The sequence below is a fragment of the Bradyrhizobium lablabi genome, from assembly GCF_900141755.1.
Taxonomy (GTDB): domain Bacteria; phylum Pseudomonadota; class Alphaproteobacteria; order Rhizobiales; family Xanthobacteraceae; genus Bradyrhizobium; species Bradyrhizobium lablabi_A.
In genome coordinates, this window is the sequence record NZ_LT670844.1 from 972530 (window position 1) to 993452 (window position 20923).

Sequence of the window (20923 nt, forward strand, 5' to 3'; positions counted from 1 at the left end):
TTGACGAATGTACAGCAAGTCCTTTTCTTCTGTTACCTAACTCATTGATTTTGCTGTATCCGATCGATAATATTCATTCGATCCGCAACACTAGAAACAGCCTTACCAACCCCTGGGAGCGACGATGAGCATCGATGTCGGCGAACGGTTACGATTCGTCCGCAGCCGCAACAAACTATCCCAGCGCGAACTGGCCAAACGTTCCGGGGTGACCAACTCGACGATCTCGCTGATCGAAGCCAACCAGATGAATCCGTCGGTCGGCGCGCTCAAGCGCATTCTCGACGGCATCCCGATGGGCATGGCGGAGTTTTTCGCGCTCGAACCCGACCGGCCGCGCAAGGCGTTTTACCGTTTCGACGAGTTGAGCGAGATCGGCAAAGGGCCGATCTCCTATCGTCAGATCGGCGACAATTTGTTCGGCCGCGCGCTCCAGATCCTGAAAGAGCGATACGAACCGGGCGGCGACACCGGACGCGTGCCGCTGGTGCACGATGGCGAAGAAGGCGGCATCATTCTGTCCGGCCGGCTGGAGGTGACGGTGGACAGCGAACGCCGTATCCTCGGCCCCGGCGACGCCTATTATTTCGAAAGCCGCCGGCCGCATCGTTTCCGCTGCGTCGGCGCCAAACCCTGCGAATTGATCAGCGCCTGCACGCCGCCGACCTTCTGACGCCGCAACCGGAGTTCGTTTCGAGATGAGCGAAGAACTGTGCTTCCTGTCTGCCACCGAGCTTCGCGCTCGCATTCTCGCCAAGGACGTTTCTCCGGTCGAAATCACCCGCGCGGTGCTGGCGCGCGCCGAGCGGCTGCACCCCGAATTGAACTGCTTCATCACGCTTTGCGGCGATCAAGCCATGGCCGACGCCGGAAAAGCGGAGCACGCGGTCATGACCGGCGCGCCGCTCGGTCTTCTGCACGGCATTCCCTTCACGGTGAAAGATATCGTCAATACCAAGGGCGTGCGTACGACGTTTGGGGCGGTTCCGTACAAGACAAACGTGCCCGATCACGACGCAGTTTGTGTCGCCAGGCTGCGCGCGCAAGGCGCCATTCTTGTCGGCAAGACAACGACACCGGAATTCGGCTCCAAGTGCCTGACCGACTCGCCTTTGTTCGGCCGCACCCGCAATGCCTGGAGCCGCGCGCGCTCCAGCGGCGGCTCGAGCGGCGGCGCCGCGGTCGCGGTTGCGAGCGGCATCGCGCCTTTGGCGGTCGCCACCGATGGCGGCGGCTCGACGCGAATACCGGCATCCTGCAACGGCGTCGTCGGATTGAAGCAGAGCAACGGAATGATCCCCCACAGCCAGGTGCAAGACGCTTTCGGCAATCAGACCTATGTCACCCCGATGACGCGCACGGTCGCGGACACCGCCCTGATGATGCAGGCAATGACCGGGGAAGATGCTTCCGATCCATGGTCGATCGGCATTCCCACGCAGGATTTTATTGGCGGCGCGGCGGCGCACGGTGATTTGCGCGGACGCAAGATTCTGTTTTGCCTGGCGCCCTCCGGCCGATCGGTCGCGGCGGATGTCGCCAAAGCTTTCAAGGCGAGCCTTGCCAAGCTCGAGTCACTCGGCGCCGAGGTCGAAGAAATGCCCGGTGACGGATTTGATGTGGAGCCGATCTGGCGCGCCATCAATCACACCATATGGCGTACCCGGTTCGAAAAGCTTGCGGCCGATCATGGCGACCAATTGAGCGCGACATTCCTAAAGCAGCTGGCTTTGGCCGAGAAGGTCAGTGGCGTCGACTTTCAACAGGCCATGTTCGACCGCACCTCATTGTTCCGGCGCGTGCAATCGTTGCTGCAGGGTGCCGATGTGCTGGCGATGCCGACGCTTTCCCGCACCGCGCTTCCGATCGACCAGGAGCTGTTCGGCACGATCGATATCGACGGGCAAGTGTTCAACGAGGTTCGCTCAAACTGGTTTCCGTGGACCATGCCGTTCAACATGACGGGGCACCCGGCTGTCAGCCTGCCCTGCGGCTTTGCTTCCGACGGCCTGCCGATCGGAATTCAGCTGGTCGGCCGCTTTCGCGGCGACGTCGAGTTGCTGCGGGTCAGCGCGCTGTTCGAGGCGTCGCAAGATCTCCTTGGCCGCTGGCCGGACTCAACACTATAAGCCGAGACGATCGCGAATTCGGCCGTAGAGCACGACGCTCCTCACGCCTACGGGCCAGAAAGCGTGAAAGCGAATTGGCTTTGGACTTGTGATGGGCATGTCGATCCCGGCCGTCTCGCCCCCGATCAACCGCCGCGCCAATTGCGATCCCATCGCGGTCGCAAGTGCGACGCCGCGGCCGTTGCAGCCGAGATAGACTAGCGCGCCTGGTCCCGGCTCGTGGATATGCGGATAGTGATCGGCGGTCATGGCAAGCCGGCTGTTCCAGCCGTGGGTCCAGCGAACACCGCGAAGCGCCGGCCACAGCCTGCTGGCGTAGCGCATGAGATAGGCGACCGCGGATGGATCCCTGATCCATTGCATCGGACCGCGGCCGCCCATCAAGAGGCGGTTCGACGCATCGATCCGGTAGTAGACGGTGATATGGCCGCTTTCGTACAGCACCGACCGCGTCGGCATGATTTTTCGCGCGACATCCTCACGCAGCGGCTCGGTTGCTGTGATCGAACTGAACACCGGCACAATGGTGCGTCGCAGGCCGGGCCAGAGATCGTCGGTAAAACCGTTAGTGGCGATCAGCACCTTCTCGGCCCGCACCACCGCGCGCGGCGTCTCGATACGCCATCGTCCAGCTTCGCGCCGCAACGAGGTCGCCGGCGTCTGGCCATGAATCGCGGCGCCGGCAGCGAGAGCCGCCCGTGCAAGACCGCGGGCATAGCTCAGCGGCTGCAGATCGCCGCCGCGCCGATCCAGCATGGCGCGGACATATCGATCCGTTCCGGTTGCCTCCAGCACAGCGTTGCGGTCGAGCACGCTGACCGGCATGCCGCGCCGGATGCACTGTTTTGCGGTGTCCTCGACGGCAGCCGCGTTGGTTTCGTGATAGGCCGCGCGCAGCGTGCCGTTCTGTCGCGCTTCGCAGGCGATACCAAGACGGCGGATGAGATCGAGCGTGAACACGGGCGTGTTGTAGGCGAACGCGATCATGCGCGGGCCGAGGTCGGCGCCGAAATTCGCCTCGATCGTGTCGGGATCGAGTTTTAGTCCCGGATTGAGCTGGCCACCATTGTTGCCCGACGCGCCCCAGCCCGGCTCCTGCGCTTCGAGGACAATTGTATCCGTGCCCTGCTCGGCGAGATGCAGCGCCGTCGAAAGTCCGGCAAATCCGCCGCCGATGATCGCGACCGATACGTTCTTGTCGGCGTCGAGCGGAGGCGTCGGAACCGGTGCGACGGCGGTGTCCGCATAAAGGCTCGGCGGTAGTGCAAAAGATTTGTGGGTTGGCATCGTATGATCAAACTCGCGTCACAACGGATGCAGCACGCGGCGCAGGAAATCCTGCGTCCGCGGGTGCTGCGGCTGATTGAGCATGGGTTTCGCCGCGCCCTGCTCGACAATGACGCCTCCATCGATGAACAGCACCCGATCGGCAACGTCGCGGGCAAATCCCATCTCGTGCGTGACTACGACCATGGTCATGCCGTCATCGGCAAGCTTGCGCATCACCGAAAGCACGTCGCCGACCAGTTCGGGATCGAGCGCCGAGGTCGGCTCGTCGAACAGGATCGCCTTCGGCTGCATCGCCAGCGCCCGCGCAATGGCGACGCGCTGCTGCTGGCCGCCCGAAAGCTGCGCCGGATAGGCGCCGGCCTTTTCGCCAAGGCCCACTTGCGCCAACAGCGCACGGCCGCGCTCGAGTGCCTCGGCGCGCGGCTCGTTCTTCACATAGATCGGCCCTTCGACGACGTTGTCGAGTGCGGTGCGGTGCGGAAACAGATTGAAGCGCTGGAACACCATCGATACCTGGGTCCGGATCGCGACGATCGATGGAGCCTTGCTGTCGACCCGCGCGCCTTCGACAAAAATGTCGCCGGCGTCATAGCTTTCCAGGCCGTTGATGCAGCGCAGAATGGTCGACTTGCCGGAGCCCGACGGGCCGATAATGCAGACGACCTCGCTTTTCTCGACGGAAGCCGAAATGCCCTTGAGCACCTCGACCGCACCGAACCTCTTGTGGACGTCGCGCAGTTCGATCATCGGCGGCCCGCCCGCTTCTCGAGGTGCCGGACCAAAAGGATGAGCGGGATGCTCATGGTGAGATACATCAGCGCGACCAGGGTGAACACGCTGGTGTTCTTGAAGGTAGATGACGCGATCAATTTCCCCTGCAGTGCAAGTTCGGCAACCGTAATGGTCGATGCCTGCGAGGAATCCTTCAACAGCATGATCATGATGTTGCCGTACGGCGGCAGCACGATGCGGACCGCCTGCGGCAGCACCACGCGGCGCATGGTCAACCACCAGCCCATGCCGATGGTCTGCGCGGCCTCGATCTGGCCCTTGTCGATGGCCTCGATCCCGGCCCGGAAATTCTCGGCCTGATAGGCCGAATAAGCGATGCCGAGCCCGAGGATCGCCGCCTGCAGCGCGGTCAGCGTGATGCCGAAATCGGGCATCACGAAGTAAAGATAGAACAGCAGCACGATGATCGGGATGCCGCGGATCAAATTGATCAGGGCGGCGCTCAAGCCGGACAGCGCGCGCAGGCCGGAAACCCGCATCAGCGCCCATAACAATCCGAGAATGGTCGACAGGATCAACGAGCCGATGGTGACAAGGATCGTCAGCCATACGCCTTGCAGCAGGATCGGCAAGAACTCGGCCGCGTCATGCAGAAATTTCTGCATCTATACATGGGCCCTTTTCATGCGCCCTGGGCCTTCAGTCCCCATTTGTCGAGAATCTTGTCGACGGTGCCGTTTCCCTTGAGCTTGACGAGCGAAGTGTTGATCTTCGCGAGCAACTCCGTATCCCCCTTGCGGACCCCGATCGCAACGGTGCCGACGATGGTCGGCTTGTAGGAATCGACGAGGCGCGCCTCCGGAAAATTGCCCTGCTTGAGATTGTAGGCAAGGATCGGATAGTCGGCGAAACCGGCCTTGAGACGGCCGGTGTTCACGTCGCGCAGAATATCGGGAATGGTGTCGTAGGCCTTGACCTCACCGAACAATCCGGTCTTTTTCAATGCGTCGACGAAAGCTGTACCGACCTGGGCGCCGATCACCTCGCCCTTCAGATCTTCCGGCGCGACGTAGGCTTTGGTGTCGGTCTTCGGCACGATCAGGCCCTCGCCGTAGGTGTAGACGGCATCCGAAAAGTCGATCACCTCCTTGCGCGCCGCGGTCGCGAACATTGCCGCGGAGATGATGTCGATCTTGTTCGACGTCAGCGACGGGATCAGCGTGGAGAACTGCATCGGCTCGATCTGCACCTGGAAGCCGGCATCCTTGCCGATCTCGGTGACGAGATCGACCATCACGCCCTGAATGCTGTTGGTCTTGGTGTCGAGGAAGGTGAAGGGCACGCCGGTAGGTGTCGAGCCCACCTTGAGCACCTGCTGCGCGGACCCGGGCGTCGCAACAGCAAGGGCGAGAACCGCGGTCGCGGCCTGAACGAGACGTTTGAAAAGCATCGTACCCTCTCACACGGTTGGGCACCGGCCGGCGCATATTCTGTTTGCCACACAGCTATTGTGCGTTTCGCCGTCCAAGCCTATTTTCACAATCGTGAAATTATGGTCACATTGCCGGCTAGCGTGCAAGGGATTTTCATGCACATGAAGGAAGCGGTTTGACGTGAGCGGCGGCAAGCGAATGAGCAAACCGGCCAAGGCGAAGCCGGCGATGGATGTCGCGGTCGGGCAGCGGATCCGCGACTTGCGGCGTTCCCGCGCCATGTCGCTCGAGGAGGTTGCCGCCCGCACCCGTCTCTCGATCGGCTTTCTCAGCCAGATCGAGCGCGGCCTGTCCTCGCCTTCGCTGCGGGTATTGGCGACGCTCGCGGACGTGCTCGGCGTCGGCATCGCCGGATTGTTCGGCGCCAAGGAGAGCACCAAGACCGCATCCGATGCGATCGTCACCCGCGAAGCTAAACGGGCGAAATTGAACCTGTGGCGCACCGGCATCTCCAAACAGCTGCTCAGCCCGGCCGGATCGGAAGGCCGCCTCAATCTGTTTCTCGTCCATATGGAGCCCGGCGGCAGCACCGGTGACGAGCTCTATACCCATGACGGCGAAGAAGCCGGCCTCGTGCTGTCAGGCAAAATGAAGCTCACCGTCGATGCCGAAAGCTGGATGCTCAAGCAAGGCGACAGCTTCCGTTTCTCCAGCCGCCGCCCGCACCGGTTCAGCAATCCGTCGCCCGACGTCAAGGCCGTCGTGCTTTGGGTGAATTGCGTCTCGGCGGTGTCGTGAGCAACTAACAGTCGTCATACCCCGCGAAAGCGGGGTATCCAGTACGCCGCAGCCTTTCGATTCTATCACTGACGCCTCTGGAATACTGGATCACCCGCTTTCGCGGGTGATGACAACTGAGAATGCGGCACGTTCGTTGTGAAATCCGTTGTTGCGAGCCAACGGGTCGCGCGAATGGGCGTCCGATAACAGGCTCCGCGAAGCAATCCAGCTTTTGCGCGGCGAAGTAGAAAGCTGGATTGCTTCGTCGCTTCCGCCTTCGCTCGTTGAGCTTCGGCGGACAAGTCGCTCCTCGCAATGACGTCAAAACACACCTTCGCGTTCCCGCGGCGCGATGCGCCCGGGTCGTGCATGAACCGTTGGCCCTCTCAAATCAGAGGGCGCAGGGAATGCCGGGCGCCCGATGCGCCCGATAGCCGCGTGTGCAATGATAGTGGTAGAACGCACACGCGTTAGTCAGGTCACACCGGTTTCACCCAGCATTCCCCGCGCAATGGTTTACGGTTTATTTCGTGCTCTCCCCGGCGACCGGGCTTTCTTGCCACCGTCGCTAAGCGGATTGCTCCGCCAAACTTGACGCCAGCGTCGGGGCGTCAGGACCACACGTCTTCGCCGTCCGCCTCATACGCCGTTCGTCAAGAGCGCATCCGCGTCCACCGCATCCTGTCCCGCGTCCGTGACGATCTCGAGCCGCCCCTCTGTGGGACAGGACGGTAGGGGATATAGGAGTGATTTGGGTCAGGCGGCAAGTGAAAAATTCGGAAATTCAGAAATTTTTCTGTAAAGGGGACTGGGCATCGGACGATCGGAGAGCAAACTGATTTGCCCGTCGGGTCACCCTCATTCATGGTCCTGCGAGAGGCGCGTACTCATTAGGGTCAGGACTCATTGACCGAGCCAAAAGATAACAGTTGCCGCGATGCAGATAGCGCTGAAGAATGTGTGGGCGCAGCGGTCGTGGCGCATTGAGATACGCCGCCGGTCTTTTAGCTTTGCGAACATGTTCTCGACCTTGTGGCGCTGTCGATACAAAGTCTTGCAGTATGTTGCGGGCAACCGGCGCCTGGCTCGCGGTGGAATGCATGGCGAGCTATGCGGACAAACCGGACGCGGAACGGGATCGTCTTCAATCTCGGTGAGTTTGCCTTGACAGCTTGCCAGCCCCGCAGCCGATGATTTTCGCCAAGGAGGAGCCTCACGATGACCATCACCATTACCGCCTTTGAACGGTCACCCGATGGCGGCAAGGGACTGGCGCGTGATACGCGCGTTCGCTGGGCGCTTGAAGAAGTGGGCCAACCCTACGAGGTTCGTCTTGTTTCGTTCCATGCGATGAAGGAACCCGCGCATCAGGCGCTTCATCCTTTCGGCCAGATTCCGACTTATGAGGAAGGCGATCTCGCACTGTTCGAGACAGGGGCGATCGTGCTCCATATCGCCGAGCGCCATGCGGGCTTGCTGCCGGGCGATGCCAATGCCCGGGCGCGCGCGATCACATGGATGTTTGCCGCGCTCAACACGGTGGAGCCGCCGATCCTTGAACGCGAAACCGCCAGGCTCCTGGAGGGCGACAAGACCTGGTATGGGGAGCGCCTGCCTCTGGTCGAGGATCGCGTCCGCGACCGGCTGGCCAAACTTTCCGGTCGCCTGGGCGATGCGGACTGGCTCGATGGTGCGTTCAGCGCGGGCGACTTGATGATGGTGTCGGTGCTGCTCAGGTTGAAATCATCGGGCATTCTGGACGAATATCCGAACCTGGCCGCTTATGTCGCCCGCGGCGAAGCGCGGCCCGCCTACAAGCGGGCTTTCGACGCTCAATTGGCGGTTTACACCGGCAAGCCACCGACCGGCTGATTGAGGTCCATCCTGGGCTCGAAGTCGTTATCCTAGTTTTTCGTTCAGTTTATGGGTCCTGACTCTAGTTTCGTCGGCGCAAAGCCCGTCATGCGACACATTTCGGACTCAACGCGGGCATGGACGCAGTTTTTCGTCACCGCGCTGATGGAAGCTCGGTTGGCTTGGCGATCGCTACCACCTCATTCCTGGCGTGCTGATTGGCGGATAACCCGCCCGCGGCGTCGAGCACGGGATAAGCGACAGAACAGATGTGCGAGTGAATCCGCCTGAGATCACGCAGCACATCGAGATGCAGCGATGTGGTCTCGATGGTCTCAGGGCGGCCCTCGCGCAAGCGGTCCAGATGTTTTTCGGTAGCGGCAAGCTCGGTATTGCGCAGCAGCGCCTTCTCCGCGAGGAGCTTGCGGGCTTCATTGACGTCGCCCGACATGAAGACGCCGAACGCGATCCGAAGCGAGTCCATGGTTCGCTTGTGGAATGCCGACAGTTCTTCTGCGCCTTCGGCGGAAAACTGGAATCGGCGCTTGATCTTCTTTGTCGCCAACTCGCTCAAATTCTTGTCGATGATATCGCCGATATGCTCAAGATTGATGGCGAAGGAGATGATCTCCATCGCCCGCTGCCCCTCGCGCTCGTCGAGACTGCCGCGTGTCAGCTTGGTGACATAGAGCTTGATCGCCTCATCGAGACCATCGACGCTGTTGTCCATCCTGGACACCTGATCGACCAATGCGCGATCGTTGGTCATGATCGCGGCCATCACCTTGCGCAGCATGACCTCGACGTGGTCGCCCATGCGCAGCGTTTCGCGCGCGGCATCCGCCAGCGCGAGCGACGGGGTCGCCAGCGCGCTGTCGTCGAGATAGCGCGGCCGCGACGGGTCGGCTTCCTGAACCCGATTTGGAAGCAGCTTTTCCAAGAGCCGCGCCATGCCGTCGAGCAGGCCGATGAATATGATCGCCGTCGCGACGTTGAATGCGATGTGAAATTCGGCGGTCAGCTTCGCGAGGTCGGGTTGCCACGCCTGCAATGTCTCGGCGATCGGGCGCAGGAATGGCGCGACCAGGAGCACGCCGACCAGCCGATTGATGAGATTGCCGAGCGGGAGGCGATAGCTCGCAGGGTTGTCGCGGCGGGCGCCCTCGAAGACAGGGTTGATGGCGCTGCCGAGATTGGCGCCGAGCACCAGCGCCAGCGCCGCAAAAGGCGAGATGAAGTGCGCATAGGCCAGCGACATGATCAGCAATACGGAGGCGACGCTTGAATGCACGATCCAGGTGATGACCGCGCCGATCACGATGCACAGAACAGGATCGCTGGTGATGGCGTTCATGAAGACGCGCACGCCGGGAGCGTTCTCCGCGGGCGCCAGCGTATCCAGAAGGATATGCAGCGCCAGCAGCATCAGCCCGAGACCGATCGAGACGCGGCCGACGTCCTTGATGCGCGAGCGCGCTCCGCTACGAAATGCGACCAGCCCGAGAATGAAGAGAACCGGCGCGACGGCTGCGATATTAAACGACAGGATCTGGACAATCAGCGTGGTCCCGACGTTCGCGCCGAGCATGATCGCGAGTGCCGGAACAAGGCTCACCAGGCCTTCCGCCGTGAACGAGCTGGTGATCAGAGCCGTCGCGGTGCTGCTCTGCAAGAGCGCGGTGAGACCAATTCCCGCCGCGAATGCAGCGAAGCGATTTCTTAAAGCCTGGCCAAGAAGCCTGCGCAGATCGGGGCCGAACGCGCGCAGGATTCCGCTGTGGACCATATGCAGGCCCCACAGCAGCAATGCCACGCCACCCATCAGGTCGAGAAGGACCAAACTTCCCATGACTGTTCGCTTCGAAATTGGAGTCGAACGGTCAGGCTATCAGCAAAGGAGACAGGATCAATCCCATATTGCAGCGGGTAGCCACTGCGAGCGGCCGCCAGATTCCCTTGTATCGGCGAATGGGGGCCACTAGAGCATGATGACTTTTCTTCGAATCGTCATCCCGCTCTATCTTTCTGTTTGAGCATGATCTTTTCGGAAAGCCGGTACCCACTTTTCCGGATCATGCTCTAGCCCCGCTTAGGGAACAGTTTGTCGCGGATGTAACGAGAGGTAGGTGTTAACCGGATGCCCCGTGGTTTGCGCCACGTCGCCTTATCTATTTCCTTCTTGTCACCGATCGCGAGGCGACCGAAGGCTTTATTGGCGATGAAAATAGCATCGCTCATTTTCCGCCCTGATCTGGGATTCTTGGCCTTGACCTCTCTCCAGAGCTTCAAGCGGCCCAGCCTGAGCTTTGGAAGCTCCTCCCGGATTTCCCTGCGAAGGCAATCTTTTTCCGTTTCCCGCCCACGCCTGCGACCCCCCGGGAACATCCATAACCGGTCGCGCCTTCTTCTCACCAACAAGACCCGCCCGCGCTTTGCCGCAACGAGTTTTGATGACTTCGCCATTACTGTTAAGCACCGCCCAAACATCGAATCATTTGCACGATTTTATAGCGATCGGTCCTCGACGCAATTGCAGGCGCTACCTAACGGGCGGATGCTTGCCGACGGATGGAATGCGGACGTCCTGCGCGAGGTGCCGACTTACGCTCCGGGTCATTGGCTGGGCAGCTAGATCCCCCAGCGCAGCGCCGGTGTGTGCACCGGTGCGTCCCACAGACGCTTCATTTCCTCGTCCAGCACAGACACCGTCACCGAACAGCCGGCCATGTCGAGCGAGGTGACAAAATTGCCGACCAGCGACCGCGCCACGACACAGCCGGCCGCTTCGAGCGGCCTGCGGACCGCGTCATACATCAGATAAAGCTCCGAAAGCGGCGTCGCTCCAAAACCGTTGACCAGAAGAATGACCTCGCCGCGGGCGCGCTCGCCGAGATCAGTGGTGATGGCATTGACCATCTCGGCCGCGATCTCGGCCGCCGGCTTGAGTTTCACACGACGGCGGCCGGGCTCGCCGTGGATCCCCACGCCGATTTCCATCTCGTCCTCGGCGATGTCGAATGTCGGTTTGCCGGCCGCCGGAACCGTGCAGCTCGTCAGCGCGATCCCGATCGAGCGCGTGGCCGCATTGACGCGGTCGCCGAGCGCTTTGAGCGCCGCAAGGTTGCGCCCCTCTTCGGCGGCGGCGCCGACGATTTTTTCGACGATCAGCGTGCCGGCGACGCCGCGCCGCCCGGTCGAAAAGGTCGACTTTTCCACCGCGACGTCGTCATCGGTAATCACGGTCGCGATCGATCTTTCCGACATCTCGCGCGCCATGTCGAAGTTCATGACGTCACCCTCGTAGTTCTTGACAATGAACAGGACGCCGCCGCCGGTATCCGCAGCCTCGGCGGCAGCGAGAATGAGATCGGGCGTCGGCGAGGTGAAGACCTGGCCGGGAACCGCGGCATCCAGCATCCCCTGCCCGACAAATCCGCCATGCAGCGGCTCGTGTCCGGAGCCGCCGCCGGACACCAGCGCCACCTTGCCGAGCGTCAGATGCCGGCGCTGCACGAACGGCGCCTGCTCGCCGATACGCACGATATCCGAATGCGCCGAACAGAATCCGGCGAGACTTTCCTTCACCACATCCTCGACGGCGTTGATCAACTTCTTCATCCCGTCCTCCCATGATGGTCTTTAGAGCGTGATGACTTTTCTTCGAATCGTCATCCCGCTCTAACTTCTTGTTTTGAGCATGATCTTTTCGGAAAACCGGCGACCACTTTTCCGGATCATGCTCTAAGCGTCAGGTGTCCTCGATCAGCCTTGCGACTTTTTCCGCGAATTCGCTGAGTAGCGTGTCCAGCTTGTGGTTCTTCTGTTCGGTCCCAAGATCCGGCAGCATCAATGTGAGGCGCCTGGATCGTTCCCGCTCTTTCAGGAGCAATAGGCGCCGCGGGTGCGCCCGGTGATAGGCTTCGAGAAACTTGTCCCGTTCCTGGGTCGAGAAATGGCAGGTCTGGATGATGGAATGAACATGCTGGGCCGGGATCGGCGTCTGATAGGCCGGGTTTGCGATCTGCGTGATAAAACTGCGATTCTTGCCGAGCGCTTCGGCCAGACGCTGGCGCATGCCGGACGGCCGCTTGTCCAGCACGTCCCGCAGCACCGCCTTGTAGGCGGCGATCAGATCCTGCGAACCCGCAGGCGTTGGTTGCGTGCTCATGCGGCGGGGCCGGTGTAACGCGCGATCGCGGCCCGCACGGGTCCGAGCGCTCCGGGCGCGACTGAGAAAATGCGCAAGCCCTGATCGAGCAGTGCTGCGACCTGCCCGGGCTCGCCCGCGAGGTCGCCGCAGAGGCTCGTTTCGCGGCCCGCGCGATCGGCATATTCCACGACATGCCTGATCAGACTGAACACGGCGCGGGACGGACGGGCGAGATCAGCGAGTTGCGGTTCGTCGCGGCTCGCGGCCGCCACATACTGGATCAGGTCATTGCTGCCGATGGAAAAGAAGTCGGCATCAAAATCCTCGATGGTCAACGCCGCCGCCGGGACCTCGACCATCATGCCGAGTGGCGGCATTTTTGCCTCTATATCCTCGCGACGCAGCTCCTCAAGGACTTGCTCGAACAGCGCGCGGCACTGATCGAGCTCCTCCGGCGCGGTCACCATCGGAATCATGACCTTGAGATTTCCCGAAGTCGCTGCGCGGGCCAGCGCCCGCAACTGGGCGCGAAAGACGTCGAGATGCCGCAATGACAGCCGCACGCCGCGTACGCCGAGGAATGGATTGATGTCGCCTTCCTGCGTCAGCCCCGCGATCGGTTTGTCGCCTCCCGCGTCGAGCGTGCGGATGGTCACCGGCTTGCCCGCGGCCCATTCGAGCATGCGCTTGTAGGTCTGGTATTGCTCTTCCTCGGTCGGAAGTTTCTCGCGGCCCTGAAACAGAAACTCGGTCCGCATCAGGCCGATGCCGTCGACATGGGCGGGATCGAGACCTCTTAGCTCGGCCAGACCAGTGACATTGATCATGACCTGAACCGGTTCGCCGGTGGCCGTGCGCGCCGGACCAACGAACGACGCCATCGCCTGCCGGGCCTCCGACTGCTCGGCACGACGCTGATGATAGATCGCCTGCGTGTCGCTATCGGGATTGACAATCAGAAACCCGGCCTCGCCGTCGAGCAGCGCGTCGGTGCCGTTTTCGAGGCGATCGACGTCCACGCCGACGATCATCGGCACGCCGCGCGATCTCGCGAGAATGGCGACATGGCTGGAGGGACTTCCGCGCCGCAACACCAACCCGCCGTCGCGCCAGTCGGTCGCCAGAAACATCGAGGGCGGCATGTCGTCGGCGGCGACGATCACACCGGATGGCAAGGTCTGATCAGCTTCACCCGCCAGATGCCGCAGCACTCGATCGCGCAAGTCGCGCAGATCGGAGGCGCGGGCGCGGAAATAAGCATCGTCGGCGCCATCGAACGATGCGATTTGCGAGGCCAGGGCTGCGCTCCACGCGCGGTGCGCGGCCTCGCCGCCGGCAATCAGCGCAAACGCCGGCTCGCCAAGATTATCGTCTTCAAGCAGCGCGATCTGAAACGACAAAATGGCTTCCGCGTCATCGTCGCCAGCTTGCTGTGCGAGCATGCTGAGATCCGCTTTGGCAGCCAGCAGCGCCTTGACCAGCGCCCGATGTTCTTCCGCCACGGTTCGGGATTGACGCAAATCGTGCTTTGCGGGAGCCAAACGCACCAGCGGGCCCAGCGCTATTCCGGGAACAGCGGGTCTGCCTTCGATGCGTTGCGCGGCTCGCCGCGTTCTATCGTCCATCCTGAAAATCTCCGTCGACCAGCGTCACCAGCGCCTCAAGTGCAGCCTTCGCATCAAGCCCCTCCGCGCGAAAATAAATCGTCGAATCCTTCGGCGCCTTGGTCGCCATCACCTTGACGATGCTCTTGGCGTCGACCCAGGGACCATCCGGCGACAGGCCGAGGTCGATACGTGATTCGAAGGCTTTTGCGAGTTTGGTCAGCTTGACGGAAGGGCGCGCATGCAGCCCCACCTCGTGTCGCATTAGCACCGATGCCTGATGCTTGTTCATCGCATGCCCCGCATCAGACCGGCGTCAGCTCTTCGGCGGTGCGACGCACGGCCTCCAGCGTCGCTCCCGAAGCCGCTTCGGTCGCCGCCATCACCGCGCCCTCGACGACCGGCGCGTTGCAGACGACGACACGGCCGCGCCGCTCCTCGGGCAGCATTTCGATCGCCATCTCGCTGTTGGTTTCCGCGCCGCCGAGATCGACCAGAATGGCGACACCCTTTTCCGACCACGCCTGGTCGATCGCCTTCATGATTGCTTCGACGCTGGTGCCCAATCCGCCGCCGGGGTCTCCGCCGCACCAGCCCAGCGGCACCTCGCGGCCGACCATCTGCTCGACCATGAGCGCCGTGCCCCGGGCGACGTCCGCCGAGTGGGACACAATGACGATTCCGACATTCTCGCTCATGCTAGTCCTTCCATAACTTCTACGACCGCGTCGACGATCAACGCGGAGGATCGCGCGCCGGGGTCCATGTGACCGATGCTGCGATCGCCCAGAAACGACGCCCGCCCGCGGATCGCCCGCATCGGGATGGTTCTTTCGGCGGCTTCCCTTGCCGTCGCCTTCAGCCGCGTGGTGATGTCATCCCCGCCCTCGCGCAATACCCGCGCCACGGGGAGCAGCACGTCGAGCATGGTCTTTTGGCCGATGTCGGATTTTCCCCGCGCCTTGACGGCCTCGATCGCGGTCGCAAATGCCTCGGCGGCCTGCTCGCGCGTCACCTCGTCTGTCAGCGACTTGCCGAGCGACATGAACAGGGTGCCGTAGAGCGGACCCGAGGCGCCGCCAACTCTCATCACAAGCGTCGTGCCGACGCCCTTCAACGACTCGCCGAGAGTTCTGGCGGAAAGGTCATCCACGGCCGCCAGCACGGCCTCAAAACCTCGCTTCATGTTGGCCCCGTGGTCGCCATCGCCGATGGCGCGATCGAGATCGGTCAACTCATCGGCGCTGGCGATGACCCGGCGCGCGACGGTTTCGAACAGGCGTTTGCGGGCTTCGCGGTCGATCGTCATGCACGCCCCCCTGCCCCATCGAGACCAATCCGCTTGCCGACCGAATCGAAATAAAGCGGGTCGGTAAATTCGAGCGAAACCTGATCGCCTGCCTTGAGCTCCTGGACCGGGTCCGCGAGCGTCACCAGCGAATGGGTGGCGAGTTTTAGATGAACATGGTTCTGATCACCGAGATGCTCCACCCAATGGACCTGTGCCAGCGGTCCGGGACGATCCGCCGACGAAATCTTGATATGCTCGGTCCGCAAGCCCACGGTTCGCGCCTCGCGCGGCATCTTGTCAGCACCCAGAAGCTCGGCAGGGATCAGGTTGATGGCCGGCGTCCCGAGCCGGCTTGCGACATAGGCGCTGTTCGGCCGTTCGTAAATCTCGCGCGGTGCGCCGAGTTGAATCAAAACACCCTCGCTCATGACGCCGATCCGGTCCGCCATGGTCATGGCCTCGATCTGGTCGTGCGTCACATAGAGGATCGTCGTTCCCAATTCGCGCTGGATGCGCTTGAGCTCCAGGCGCAATTCGGCGCGAAGTTTGGCGTCCAGCGAGGACAACGGCTCGTCCATCAGATAAACCGCGGGCTCACGGACCAGCGCCCGGCCGATCGCGACCCGCTGCATTTCACCGCCGGAAAGCGCGGTGGCGCGATTGTCGAGCTTGAGCTGGATGTGAAGCAGTTCCGCGACCTGCAGGACGCGCCGCCGCACCAATGTCTCATTGATGCGTCGCGCCGGAGAGCGCAATGGAAAGGCCAGATTGTCGTAGACCGTCAGATGCGGATAAAGTGAATATTGCTGGAATACAAAGGCAACGTCGCGTTCGGCCGGCACTTCCGCCGTGACGTCGCGTCCCTGGATCACCACATTGCCGCGATCGGGCTGTTCCAGACCGGCGATCAACCGCAGCGTCGTCGTCTTACCGGCGCCGGTCGGGCCAAGCAGCACGACGAATTCGCCATTCGCGATCGAGAGCGACAGGTCACGCACCGCTTCGACCGCGCCAAAACTCTTGCTCACTTCGACAAGGGCGACCTCAGCCATGACGTCCCCCCGCGTAGAGCGCCGAGGACAGCGCCTGCCCACTCGAAGCGTCGAACAGCGAGAGCCGGTCCGGCCGCAACGCCAGCCCGACCTGTTCGCCAACCCGCACTGCTTTGCCCGACGGCAGCCGCGCTTTGACCTGCCCGTTGGCTGTTGTCACCGTGACGATCTGCGTCGTGCCGAGATATTCGGCGCCGATCACCCGGCCTCGAAGCTGCGAGGCATCCGCAAACGACACATTCTCGGGCCGCACCCCAAGCGCAAACTCGCCCTCGGCGCGATCTACAAAAACTTCCGGCATCTCGATCGCGGCGCCGTCGATCCTGATACTGCGATCACCGCGCTGCAGCGCGGCCTGCACTTTAAGAAAACTCATCGGCGGCGCGCCGATGAAATCGGCCACGAACATCGTATTGGGCCGATCGTAGATCTCCTGCGGCGTGCCGATCTGCTCGACACAGCCCTGATTCATGATGACGATACGGTCCGCCATCGCCATCGCCTCGAGCTGGTCGTGGGTGATGTAGACGGTGGTGGCATCGATGCGGTCGTGCAATTCGCGGAGCTCCCCGCACATCAATCTGCGAAACTCGGAATCGAGCGCGCCCAGCGGCTCATCCATCAGAAAAGCCTTGGGCCTGCGCACGATGGCGCGGCCGAGCGCGACGCGCTGCCGGTCGCCGCCCGATAGCCCGCCGACGCGGCGGTCCAGCAGGTGATCGATCCGGAGTAGTTTCGCCGTTTCCTCCACGCTTTGTTTGATCTCGGCGCGCGGGTAATTCTGGCACTTCAGCGGGAAGCCGATGTTCTGGCGCACATTCATGTGTGGATAGAGCGCAAACAACTGGAACACAAAGGCGATGTCGCGCGCCGATGCCGGCAGCGCGGTGACGTCTTCGCCGTCGAGCAGGATGCGGCCCGAGGTCGGCAGTTCGAGGCCCGCCATCATGCGCAAGGTCGTGGTCTTGCCGCAACCTGAGGGACCGAGGATGACGAAGAACGAACCCTGCTCGACCGTAAAGTCCACGCCTTTGACGGCGGTGAAGTGACCGAATGTCTTGGCGACGTGCTCGACCCTGATCTCTGCCATATCAGCTCAATCCGGAAAATGGCTGACGATCACAAAGCCGAGCGTGCCAGCCAGGATCGTGACGAAGGAATAGCCATAAAGGTTCAGGGACAGTGGTTGCATCAGCATCACGACGCCAAGCCCGATCAGCGCCATCGCCACGCCCTCGCAGGGGCCGCGACGGAGCCAGAGCGGCCATCTCGATACGGATTGCGCCAGTCTCTCGGTCATTTGCGCACCGCTCCAAAGGTGATGCCGCGCAACAGATGGCGACGCAGCAGGATGGTGAAGCACAGGATCGGGATGAAGAATAATGTCGTAGCGGCCGCGACCGCGGGCCAGTCCTGGCCGCCCTCGCCGATGATGAAGGGGATGAAAGGCGGCATCGTCTGCGCGTCGCCGCTGGTGAGCAGCACCGCGAAGGCATATTCGTTCCAGGCAAAGATCAGGCAGAAGATTGCGGTTGCCGCAATCCCGGTCGTGGCCTGCGGAAGCACCACCTTGAAGAAGGCCTGCAGCCGCGTGTAGCCGTCGACCATCGCCGCCTCTTCATATTCGCGCGGGATTTCATCCATGAATCCCTTCAACAGCCACACCGCGAGCGAAACGTTGACGGCGGTATAGAGCAGGATCATCCCGAGTTTTGTATCGGTCAGTCCGAGATTGCGGAACATCAGGTAGATCGGGATCGCGACCGCGATCGGCGGCATCATCCGTGTCGACAGGATGAAGAACAACAGATCGTCGGCGAGCGGCACCCGAAAGCGGGAAAATGCATAGGCGGCGATGGTCCCAAAGCACACCGCAAGAAAGGTCGAGCCGAATCCGATCACCATCGAGTTGACAAAGCGCGGCACCACCTTCGAGGGCCCGCCGATCACCATGTTGCGCGAGCGCACCAGGCGCTCGTACCAGGTCTGCGGCGGCGGCAAGCTCGCCAGGAACTCCGGCGTCTGCCGCGAGCGCGTCGTGAACAAATTGACGTAGCCCTCGACCGAGGGCTCGAACAGAATTTTTGGCGGATAGGCGATCGAATCCGGCGGTGTCTTGAATCCCGTGAGGAAAATCCACAGCAAGGGCAGAATGGTCACGATCGCATAGGTCGCGACGATGATCGAGGCCGTCATCTTCGACCATCGTGACGGTTCGGCGACGGAATAGGCGCTGGCGGTCATTGTCATCGCTGCTTCACCCGGTTGAGGGCCTTGACGTAGATGTTTGCGGCGCCAAAGACGGTGACGAAGAGAATGATGGCGAGCGCCGACGAATAGCCGGTGCGCCATTTCTCGAACGCCTCGCGCTTCAAGGTGATCGAGGCGACTTCCGTCGTCGATCCCGGGCCGCCGGAGGTCAGGAGATTGACCATGTCGAACATCTTGAAGTTCTCGATCGCGCGAAAAAGAATCGCGAGCATCAGGAACGGCATCACCATCGGCAGCGTGATCGACCAGAACTGCCGCCAGGGCGAGGCGCGATCGACCTCGGCTGCCTCATAGATGTAATCCGGGATCGAGCGCAAACCCGCAAGGCAGATCAGCATGACATAGGGCGTCCACATCCAGGTATCGACCATGATGATCGACCAGGGCGCGAGCTTGACGTCGCCGATCATCTGGAACGAGCTCGGGTCGACCCCGGTCAAAAGCGCGATCGCGCTGTTGAACAGCCCGATCTGCGGCTGCAGCAGAAAGGTCCAGAAATTTCCGACCACCGCGGGCGACAGCATCATCGGCAAGAGAATGATGGTGGTCCAGAAGCTGTGACCGCGGAAGCGGCGGTTGATCAGGAGCGCCAGCCCAAAGCCGAGCACCAGTTCGAGTGCGATCGACCACAGCACGAAATGGGCGGTCGCCTGCATGGCGTGCCACACCTCGGTATCGCCTAATATGTCGCGGTAATTGTCGAGGCCGATGTACTTGATCGGCGCGTTCGGACGATTGGCCCGGTAGTTGGTAAAGGAGAGCTGGATCGTCCACAGCAGCGGGAAAATGTTGATTGCGAGCAGCAGCAGCACCGATGGCGTAATGAAAAGCCAGGCAATGGCTTTGTCGGACATCTTGCCGAACCGCAATCGCAGTCGGCGTGGGGTCCGGGCAACGGCCTGCTCGGCGAGAGTGCTCATGTTGGTCCTGTCGTTCACGGATCCGGACACGCTCGAGGAGGCAGTCTCCCGATCCCCTTGGGGACCGGGAAACCTGCGGCTGATCAAGCTTAGATCTTACCGTCTTCCTTGAACACCTTTTGCCAATCCTTCACCAATAGATCGAGCGCTTCCTGCGCCGTTCCCTTGTCGGCCACGACATAGTCATGGACGCGCTTCTGCATGTCGAGCAGGAGCTCGGCATAAGAGGGCTCGGCCCAGAAGTCTTTCACCATATCCATGGACTTCAGGAAGTCGGCCGCAAACGGCGCACTTTTCGGGAAAGATGGATCCGTGAGCACCGCCTTGTGGCAGGAATAGCCGCCGAGCGCCCACCACTTCTTCTGGACGTCAGGCTGCGCGAACCATTTGATGTAGGCGAGCGCGTCGTCCCGGTGGTCGGAATAGGAGACGACCGAGATGCCCTGCCCGCCGAGCTGCGTGAACTGATACTTCTGCTTCGGATTGACGAAGAAGCCGATCTTGTCGCCACCGACATTGGGGTCCTTGTAGAGGCCGGGGAAGAACGCGAAGAAGTTCATCTGCATCGCGACCTGTCCGGACTTGAAGGCGTCGAGGCCCTCCGACATGTAGGCATTGCTCATCCCGGGCGCGGTGCAGCATTTGTAGAGCGACTTATAAAACTCCAGTCCCTTGACCGCGTCGGGTGAATTGACAAAACCTTCCATCTGATAGGGCTTCTTTGGATTTTCGTACTGGAAACCCCAATCATAGAGCACGTTGGTTACGCCCATCGTGATGCCTTCGGAGCCGCGCTCGGTATAGATGTAGGCGCCGTAGACCTTCTTGCCGTCGATCTCCCTGCCTTGAAAGAACTCGGCGATCTCCTTGAGTTGATCATAGGTTTCGGGCGGGGCGAGATCGCGGCCGAATTTCTTCTTGAACTCGGCCTGGATCTCCGGCCGGGCGAACCAGTCCTTGCGGTAGGTCCAGCCGATCGCGTCGCCCATCGCCGGCAGCGCCCAGTAGTTCGGGGTGTTCTTGGGCCATTCGGAATAGCCGACCACGGTTGCCGGCATGAAATCGTCCATCGAGATTTTCTCTTTGGCGAAGAAGTCGTTGAGTTTGACGTAGTGACCGTTTTCGGCGGCGCCGCCGATCCATTGGCTGTCACCGATAATGACGTCGCAGAGTTTTCCCTTTGAGTTGAGTTCATTGAGGAAGCGGTCGGCGTAGCTCGTCCACGGGACGAACTCGTATTTCATTTGAACTCCGGTCTTGGTGGTGAAGTCTTTCGAAAGTTCCACCAACGCGTTGGCCGGGTCCCACGCCGCCCAGCACAAGGTCAATTGTTTGGTCTGGGCCACCGCCTGACCGCCGAGACACGAGACGGCAACAACCGCAGCCGCCCCCAATGCACGCATCATTTGGATCATTA

At 61.6% G+C, this 20923-nt stretch carries 22 protein-coding genes and 1 pseudogene; 4 read left to right on the forward strand and 19 right to left on the reverse strand.

Annotated elements, in window-relative coordinates:
- Positions 1 to 124: 124 nt before the first annotated feature.
- Positions 125 to 673, forward strand: a complete 549-nt coding sequence (locus B5526_RS04630; RefSeq protein WP_079537140.1) for a cupin domain-containing protein — start codon at positions 125 to 127, stop codon at positions 671 to 673.
- Between the two features lie 25 nt (positions 674 to 698).
- Positions 699 to 2129 (forward strand): amidase, encoded by a 1431-nt coding sequence (locus B5526_RS04635; RefSeq protein WP_079537141.1) that lies wholly within the window; start codon positions 699 to 701, stop codon positions 2127 to 2129.
- On the opposite strand, the gene B5526_RS04640 is transcribed toward B5526_RS04635, so the two are convergent.
- From B5526_RS04640 to B5526_RS04655, 4 genes are read right to left on the reverse strand one after another with little or no spacing between them, the layout of a single operon-like run.
- On the reverse strand, positions 2124 to 3416 hold the full coding sequence (locus B5526_RS04640; protein WP_079537142.1) for an NAD(P)/FAD-dependent oxidoreductase: 1293 nt from the start codon (positions 3414 to 3416) through the stop codon (positions 2124 to 2126). The two genes, B5526_RS04635 and B5526_RS04640, sit on opposite strands and share 6 nt — an antisense overlap.
- Before the next feature lie 18 nt (positions 3417 to 3434).
- Complete coding sequence (locus B5526_RS04645; protein ID WP_079537143.1) at positions 3435 to 4166, reverse strand: amino acid ABC transporter ATP-binding protein; 732 nt, start codon at positions 4164 to 4166, stop codon at positions 3435 to 3437.
- A complete protein-coding gene (locus B5526_RS04650; RefSeq protein WP_079537144.1) occupies positions 4163 to 4816 on the reverse strand; it encodes an amino acid ABC transporter permease in 654 nt (217 codons plus the stop codon). The genes B5526_RS04645 and B5526_RS04650 overlap by 4 nt, the downstream gene beginning before the upstream one ends.
- 17 nt (positions 4817 to 4833) lie before the next feature.
- Positions 4834 to 5601 (reverse strand): ABC transporter substrate-binding protein, encoded by a 768-nt coding sequence (locus tag B5526_RS04655; protein ID WP_079537145.1) that lies wholly within the window; start codon positions 5599 to 5601, stop codon positions 4834 to 4836.
- Between the two features lie 181 nt (positions 5602 to 5782).
- Here B5526_RS04655 and B5526_RS04660 point away from each other — a divergent pair, with 181 nt between their 5' ends.
- Entirely contained in the window at positions 5783 to 6382 is a 600-nt protein-coding gene (locus B5526_RS04660; RefSeq protein WP_079544694.1) for a cupin domain-containing protein, read from the forward strand.
- Positions 6383 to 7267: 885 nt separating this feature from the next.
- Here B5526_RS04660 and B5526_RS38360 read toward each other — a convergent pair.
- A pseudogene (locus B5526_RS38360) lies at positions 7268 to 7465 on the reverse strand (transposase); the annotation flags it as partial.
- A 117-nt stretch (positions 7466 to 7582) separates the two neighbouring features.
- On the opposite strand from B5526_RS38360, the gene B5526_RS04670 reads away from it, so the two are divergent.
- Entirely contained in the window at positions 7583 to 8236 is a 654-nt protein-coding gene (locus tag B5526_RS04670) for a glutathione S-transferase family protein (protein WP_079537147.1), read from the forward strand.
- A gap of 136 nt (positions 8237 to 8372) precedes the next feature.
- On the opposite strand, the gene B5526_RS04675 is transcribed toward B5526_RS04670, so the two are convergent.
- The 14 genes from B5526_RS04675 to B5526_RS04740 all read right to left on the reverse strand — a co-directional run bounded on the left by B5526_RS04675 (position 8373) and on the right by B5526_RS04740 (position 20912).
- The gene (locus tag B5526_RS04675; protein WP_079537148.1) at positions 8373 to 10067 is read right to left on the reverse strand and encodes a Na/Pi cotransporter family protein; all 1695 of its coding nucleotides are present in this window, start codon (positions 10065 to 10067) and stop codon (positions 8373 to 8375) included.
- Positions 10068 to 10297: 230 nt separating this feature from the next.
- The gene (locus tag B5526_RS04680) at positions 10298 to 10681 is read right to left on the reverse strand and encodes an NUDIX hydrolase (RefSeq protein ID WP_079537149.1); all 384 of its coding nucleotides are present in this window, start codon (positions 10679 to 10681) and stop codon (positions 10298 to 10300) included.
- 165 nt (positions 10682 to 10846) lie between these two features.
- Positions 10847 to 11836 carry a dihydroxyacetone kinase subunit DhaK gene (gene dhaK / locus B5526_RS04685; protein ID WP_079537150.1) on the reverse strand — a complete coding sequence of 330 codons (990 nt, stop codon included), beginning with the start codon at positions 11834 to 11836 and terminating at the stop codon, positions 10847 to 10849.
- Positions 11837 to 11966: 130 nt separating this feature from the next.
- Positions 11967 to 12386: a hypothetical protein gene (locus B5526_RS04690; protein WP_079537151.1), complete on the reverse strand. Its 420-nt coding sequence runs from the start codon at positions 12384 to 12386 to the stop codon at positions 11967 to 11969.
- On the reverse strand, positions 12383 to 13993 hold the full coding sequence (gene ptsP, locus B5526_RS04695; protein ID WP_079537152.1) for a phosphoenolpyruvate--protein phosphotransferase: 1611 nt from the start codon (positions 13991 to 13993) through the stop codon (positions 12383 to 12385). Before ptsP ends, B5526_RS04690 begins: the two co-directional genes overlap by 4 nt.
- Positions 13983 to 14264, reverse strand: coding sequence for an HPr family phosphocarrier protein (locus B5526_RS04700; protein WP_079537153.1), 282 nt, complete (start codon positions 14262 to 14264; stop codon positions 13983 to 13985). The genes ptsP and B5526_RS04700 overlap by 11 nt, the downstream gene beginning before the upstream one ends.
- Before the next feature lie 13 nt (positions 14265 to 14277).
- A complete protein-coding gene (dhaM, locus tag B5526_RS04705; protein ID WP_079537154.1) occupies positions 14278 to 14670 on the reverse strand; it encodes a dihydroxyacetone kinase phosphoryl donor subunit DhaM in 393 nt (130 codons plus the stop codon).
- Positions 14667 to 15281, reverse strand: coding sequence for a dihydroxyacetone kinase subunit DhaL (gene dhaL / locus B5526_RS04710; protein WP_154071129.1), 615 nt, complete (start codon positions 15279 to 15281; stop codon positions 14667 to 14669). Before dhaL ends, dhaM begins: the two co-directional genes overlap by 4 nt.
- On the reverse strand, positions 15278 to 16315 hold the full coding sequence (locus tag B5526_RS04715; RefSeq protein ID WP_079537155.1) for an ABC transporter ATP-binding protein: 1038 nt from the start codon (positions 16313 to 16315) through the stop codon (positions 15278 to 15280). The genes dhaL and B5526_RS04715 overlap by 4 nt, the downstream gene beginning before the upstream one ends.
- Positions 16308 to 17405 (reverse strand): ABC transporter ATP-binding protein, encoded by a 1098-nt coding sequence (locus tag B5526_RS04720; protein ID WP_079537156.1) that lies wholly within the window; start codon positions 17403 to 17405, stop codon positions 16308 to 16310. The genes B5526_RS04715 and B5526_RS04720 overlap by 8 nt, the downstream gene beginning before the upstream one ends.
- A gap of 6 nt (positions 17406 to 17411) precedes the next feature.
- A complete protein-coding gene (locus tag B5526_RS04725; protein WP_079537157.1) occupies positions 17412 to 17615 on the reverse strand; it encodes a hypothetical protein in 204 nt (67 codons plus the stop codon).
- On the reverse strand, positions 17612 to 18565 hold the full coding sequence (locus B5526_RS04730; RefSeq protein WP_079537158.1) for a carbohydrate ABC transporter permease: 954 nt from the start codon (positions 18563 to 18565) through the stop codon (positions 17612 to 17614). Before B5526_RS04730 ends, B5526_RS04725 begins: the two co-directional genes overlap by 4 nt.
- The gene (locus B5526_RS04735; protein WP_079544696.1) at positions 18562 to 19506 is read right to left on the reverse strand and encodes a carbohydrate ABC transporter permease; all 945 of its coding nucleotides are present in this window, start codon (positions 19504 to 19506) and stop codon (positions 18562 to 18564) included. Before B5526_RS04735 ends, B5526_RS04730 begins: the two co-directional genes overlap by 4 nt.
- Positions 19507 to 19595: 89 nt before the next feature.
- A complete protein-coding gene (locus B5526_RS04740) occupies positions 19596 to 20912 on the reverse strand; it encodes an ABC transporter substrate-binding protein (protein ID WP_244562339.1) in 1317 nt (438 codons plus the stop codon).
- Positions 20913 to 20923 lie beyond the last annotated feature (11 nt).

What these genes read in the sequence shown, in the direction of transcription:
- B5526_RS04630 (WP_079537140.1), top strand. Translation starts at nt 125, where the DNA reads ATGAGCATCGATGTCGGCGAACGGTTACGATTCGTCCGCAGCCGCAAC.
- B5526_RS04635 (WP_079537141.1), top strand. Translation starts at nt 699, where the DNA reads ATGAGCGAAGAACTGTGCTTCCTGTCTGCCACCGAGCTTCGCGCTCGC.
- B5526_RS04640 (WP_079537142.1), bottom strand. Translation starts at nt 3,416, where the DNA reads ATGCCAACCCACAAATCTTTTGCACTACCGCCGAGCCTTTATGCGGAC.
- B5526_RS04645 (WP_079537143.1), bottom strand. Translation starts at nt 4,166, where the DNA reads ATGATCGAACTGCGCGACGTCCACAAGAGGTTCGGTGCGGTCGAGGTG.
- B5526_RS04650 (WP_079537144.1), bottom strand. Translation starts at nt 4,816, where the DNA reads ATGCAGAAATTTCTGCATGACGCGGCCGAGTTCTTGCCGATCCTGCTG.
- B5526_RS04655 (WP_079537145.1), bottom strand. Translation starts at nt 5,601, where the DNA reads ATGCTTTTCAAACGTCTCGTTCAGGCCGCGACCGCGGTTCTCGCCCTT.
- B5526_RS04660 (WP_079544694.1), top strand. Translation starts at nt 5,783, where the DNA reads ATGAGCAAACCGGCCAAGGCGAAGCCGGCGATGGATGTCGCGGTCGGG.
- B5526_RS04670 (WP_079537147.1), top strand. Translation starts at nt 7,583, where the DNA reads ATGACCATCACCATTACCGCCTTTGAACGGTCACCCGATGGCGGCAAG.
- B5526_RS04675 (WP_079537148.1), bottom strand. Translation starts at nt 10,067, where the DNA reads ATGGGAAGTTTGGTCCTTCTCGACCTGATGGGTGGCGTGGCATTGCTG.
- B5526_RS04680 (WP_079537149.1), bottom strand. Translation starts at nt 10,681, where the DNA reads ATGGCGAAGTCATCAAAACTCGTTGCGGCAAAGCGCGGGCGGGTCTTG.
- dhaK (WP_079537150.1), bottom strand. Translation starts at nt 11,836, where the DNA reads ATGAAGAAGTTGATCAACGCCGTCGAGGATGTGGTGAAGGAAAGTCTC.
- B5526_RS04690 (WP_079537151.1), bottom strand. Translation starts at nt 12,386, where the DNA reads ATGAGCACGCAACCAACGCCTGCGGGTTCGCAGGATCTGATCGCCGCC.
- ptsP (WP_079537152.1), bottom strand. Translation starts at nt 13,993, where the DNA reads ATGGACGATAGAACGCGGCGAGCCGCGCAACGCATCGAAGGCAGACCC.
- B5526_RS04700 (WP_079537153.1), bottom strand. Translation starts at nt 14,264, where the DNA reads ATGAACAAGCATCAGGCATCGGTGCTAATGCGACACGAGGTGGGGCTG.
- dhaM (WP_079537154.1), bottom strand. Translation starts at nt 14,670, where the DNA reads ATGAGCGAGAATGTCGGAATCGTCATTGTGTCCCACTCGGCGGACGTC.
- dhaL (WP_154071129.1), bottom strand. Translation starts at nt 15,281, where the DNA reads ATGACGATCGACCGCGAAGCCCGCAAACGCCTGTTCGAAACCGTCGCG.
- B5526_RS04715 (WP_079537155.1), bottom strand. Translation starts at nt 16,315, where the DNA reads ATGGCTGAGGTCGCCCTTGTCGAAGTGAGCAAGAGTTTTGGCGCGGTC.
- B5526_RS04720 (WP_079537156.1), bottom strand. Translation starts at nt 17,405, where the DNA reads ATGGCAGAGATCAGGGTCGAGCACGTCGCCAAGACATTCGGTCACTTC.
- B5526_RS04725 (WP_079537157.1), bottom strand. Translation starts at nt 17,615, where the DNA reads ATGACCGAGAGACTGGCGCAATCCGTATCGAGATGGCCGCTCTGGCTC.
- B5526_RS04730 (WP_079537158.1), bottom strand. Translation starts at nt 18,565, where the DNA reads ATGACAATGACCGCCAGCGCCTATTCCGTCGCCGAACCGTCACGATGG.
- B5526_RS04735 (WP_079544696.1), bottom strand. Translation starts at nt 19,506, where the DNA reads ATGAGCACTCTCGCCGAGCAGGCCGTTGCCCGGACCCCACGCCGACTG.
- B5526_RS04740 (WP_244562339.1), bottom strand. Translation starts at nt 20,912, where the DNA reads ATGATGCGTGCATTGGGGGCGGCTGCGGTTGTTGCCGTCTCGTGTCTC.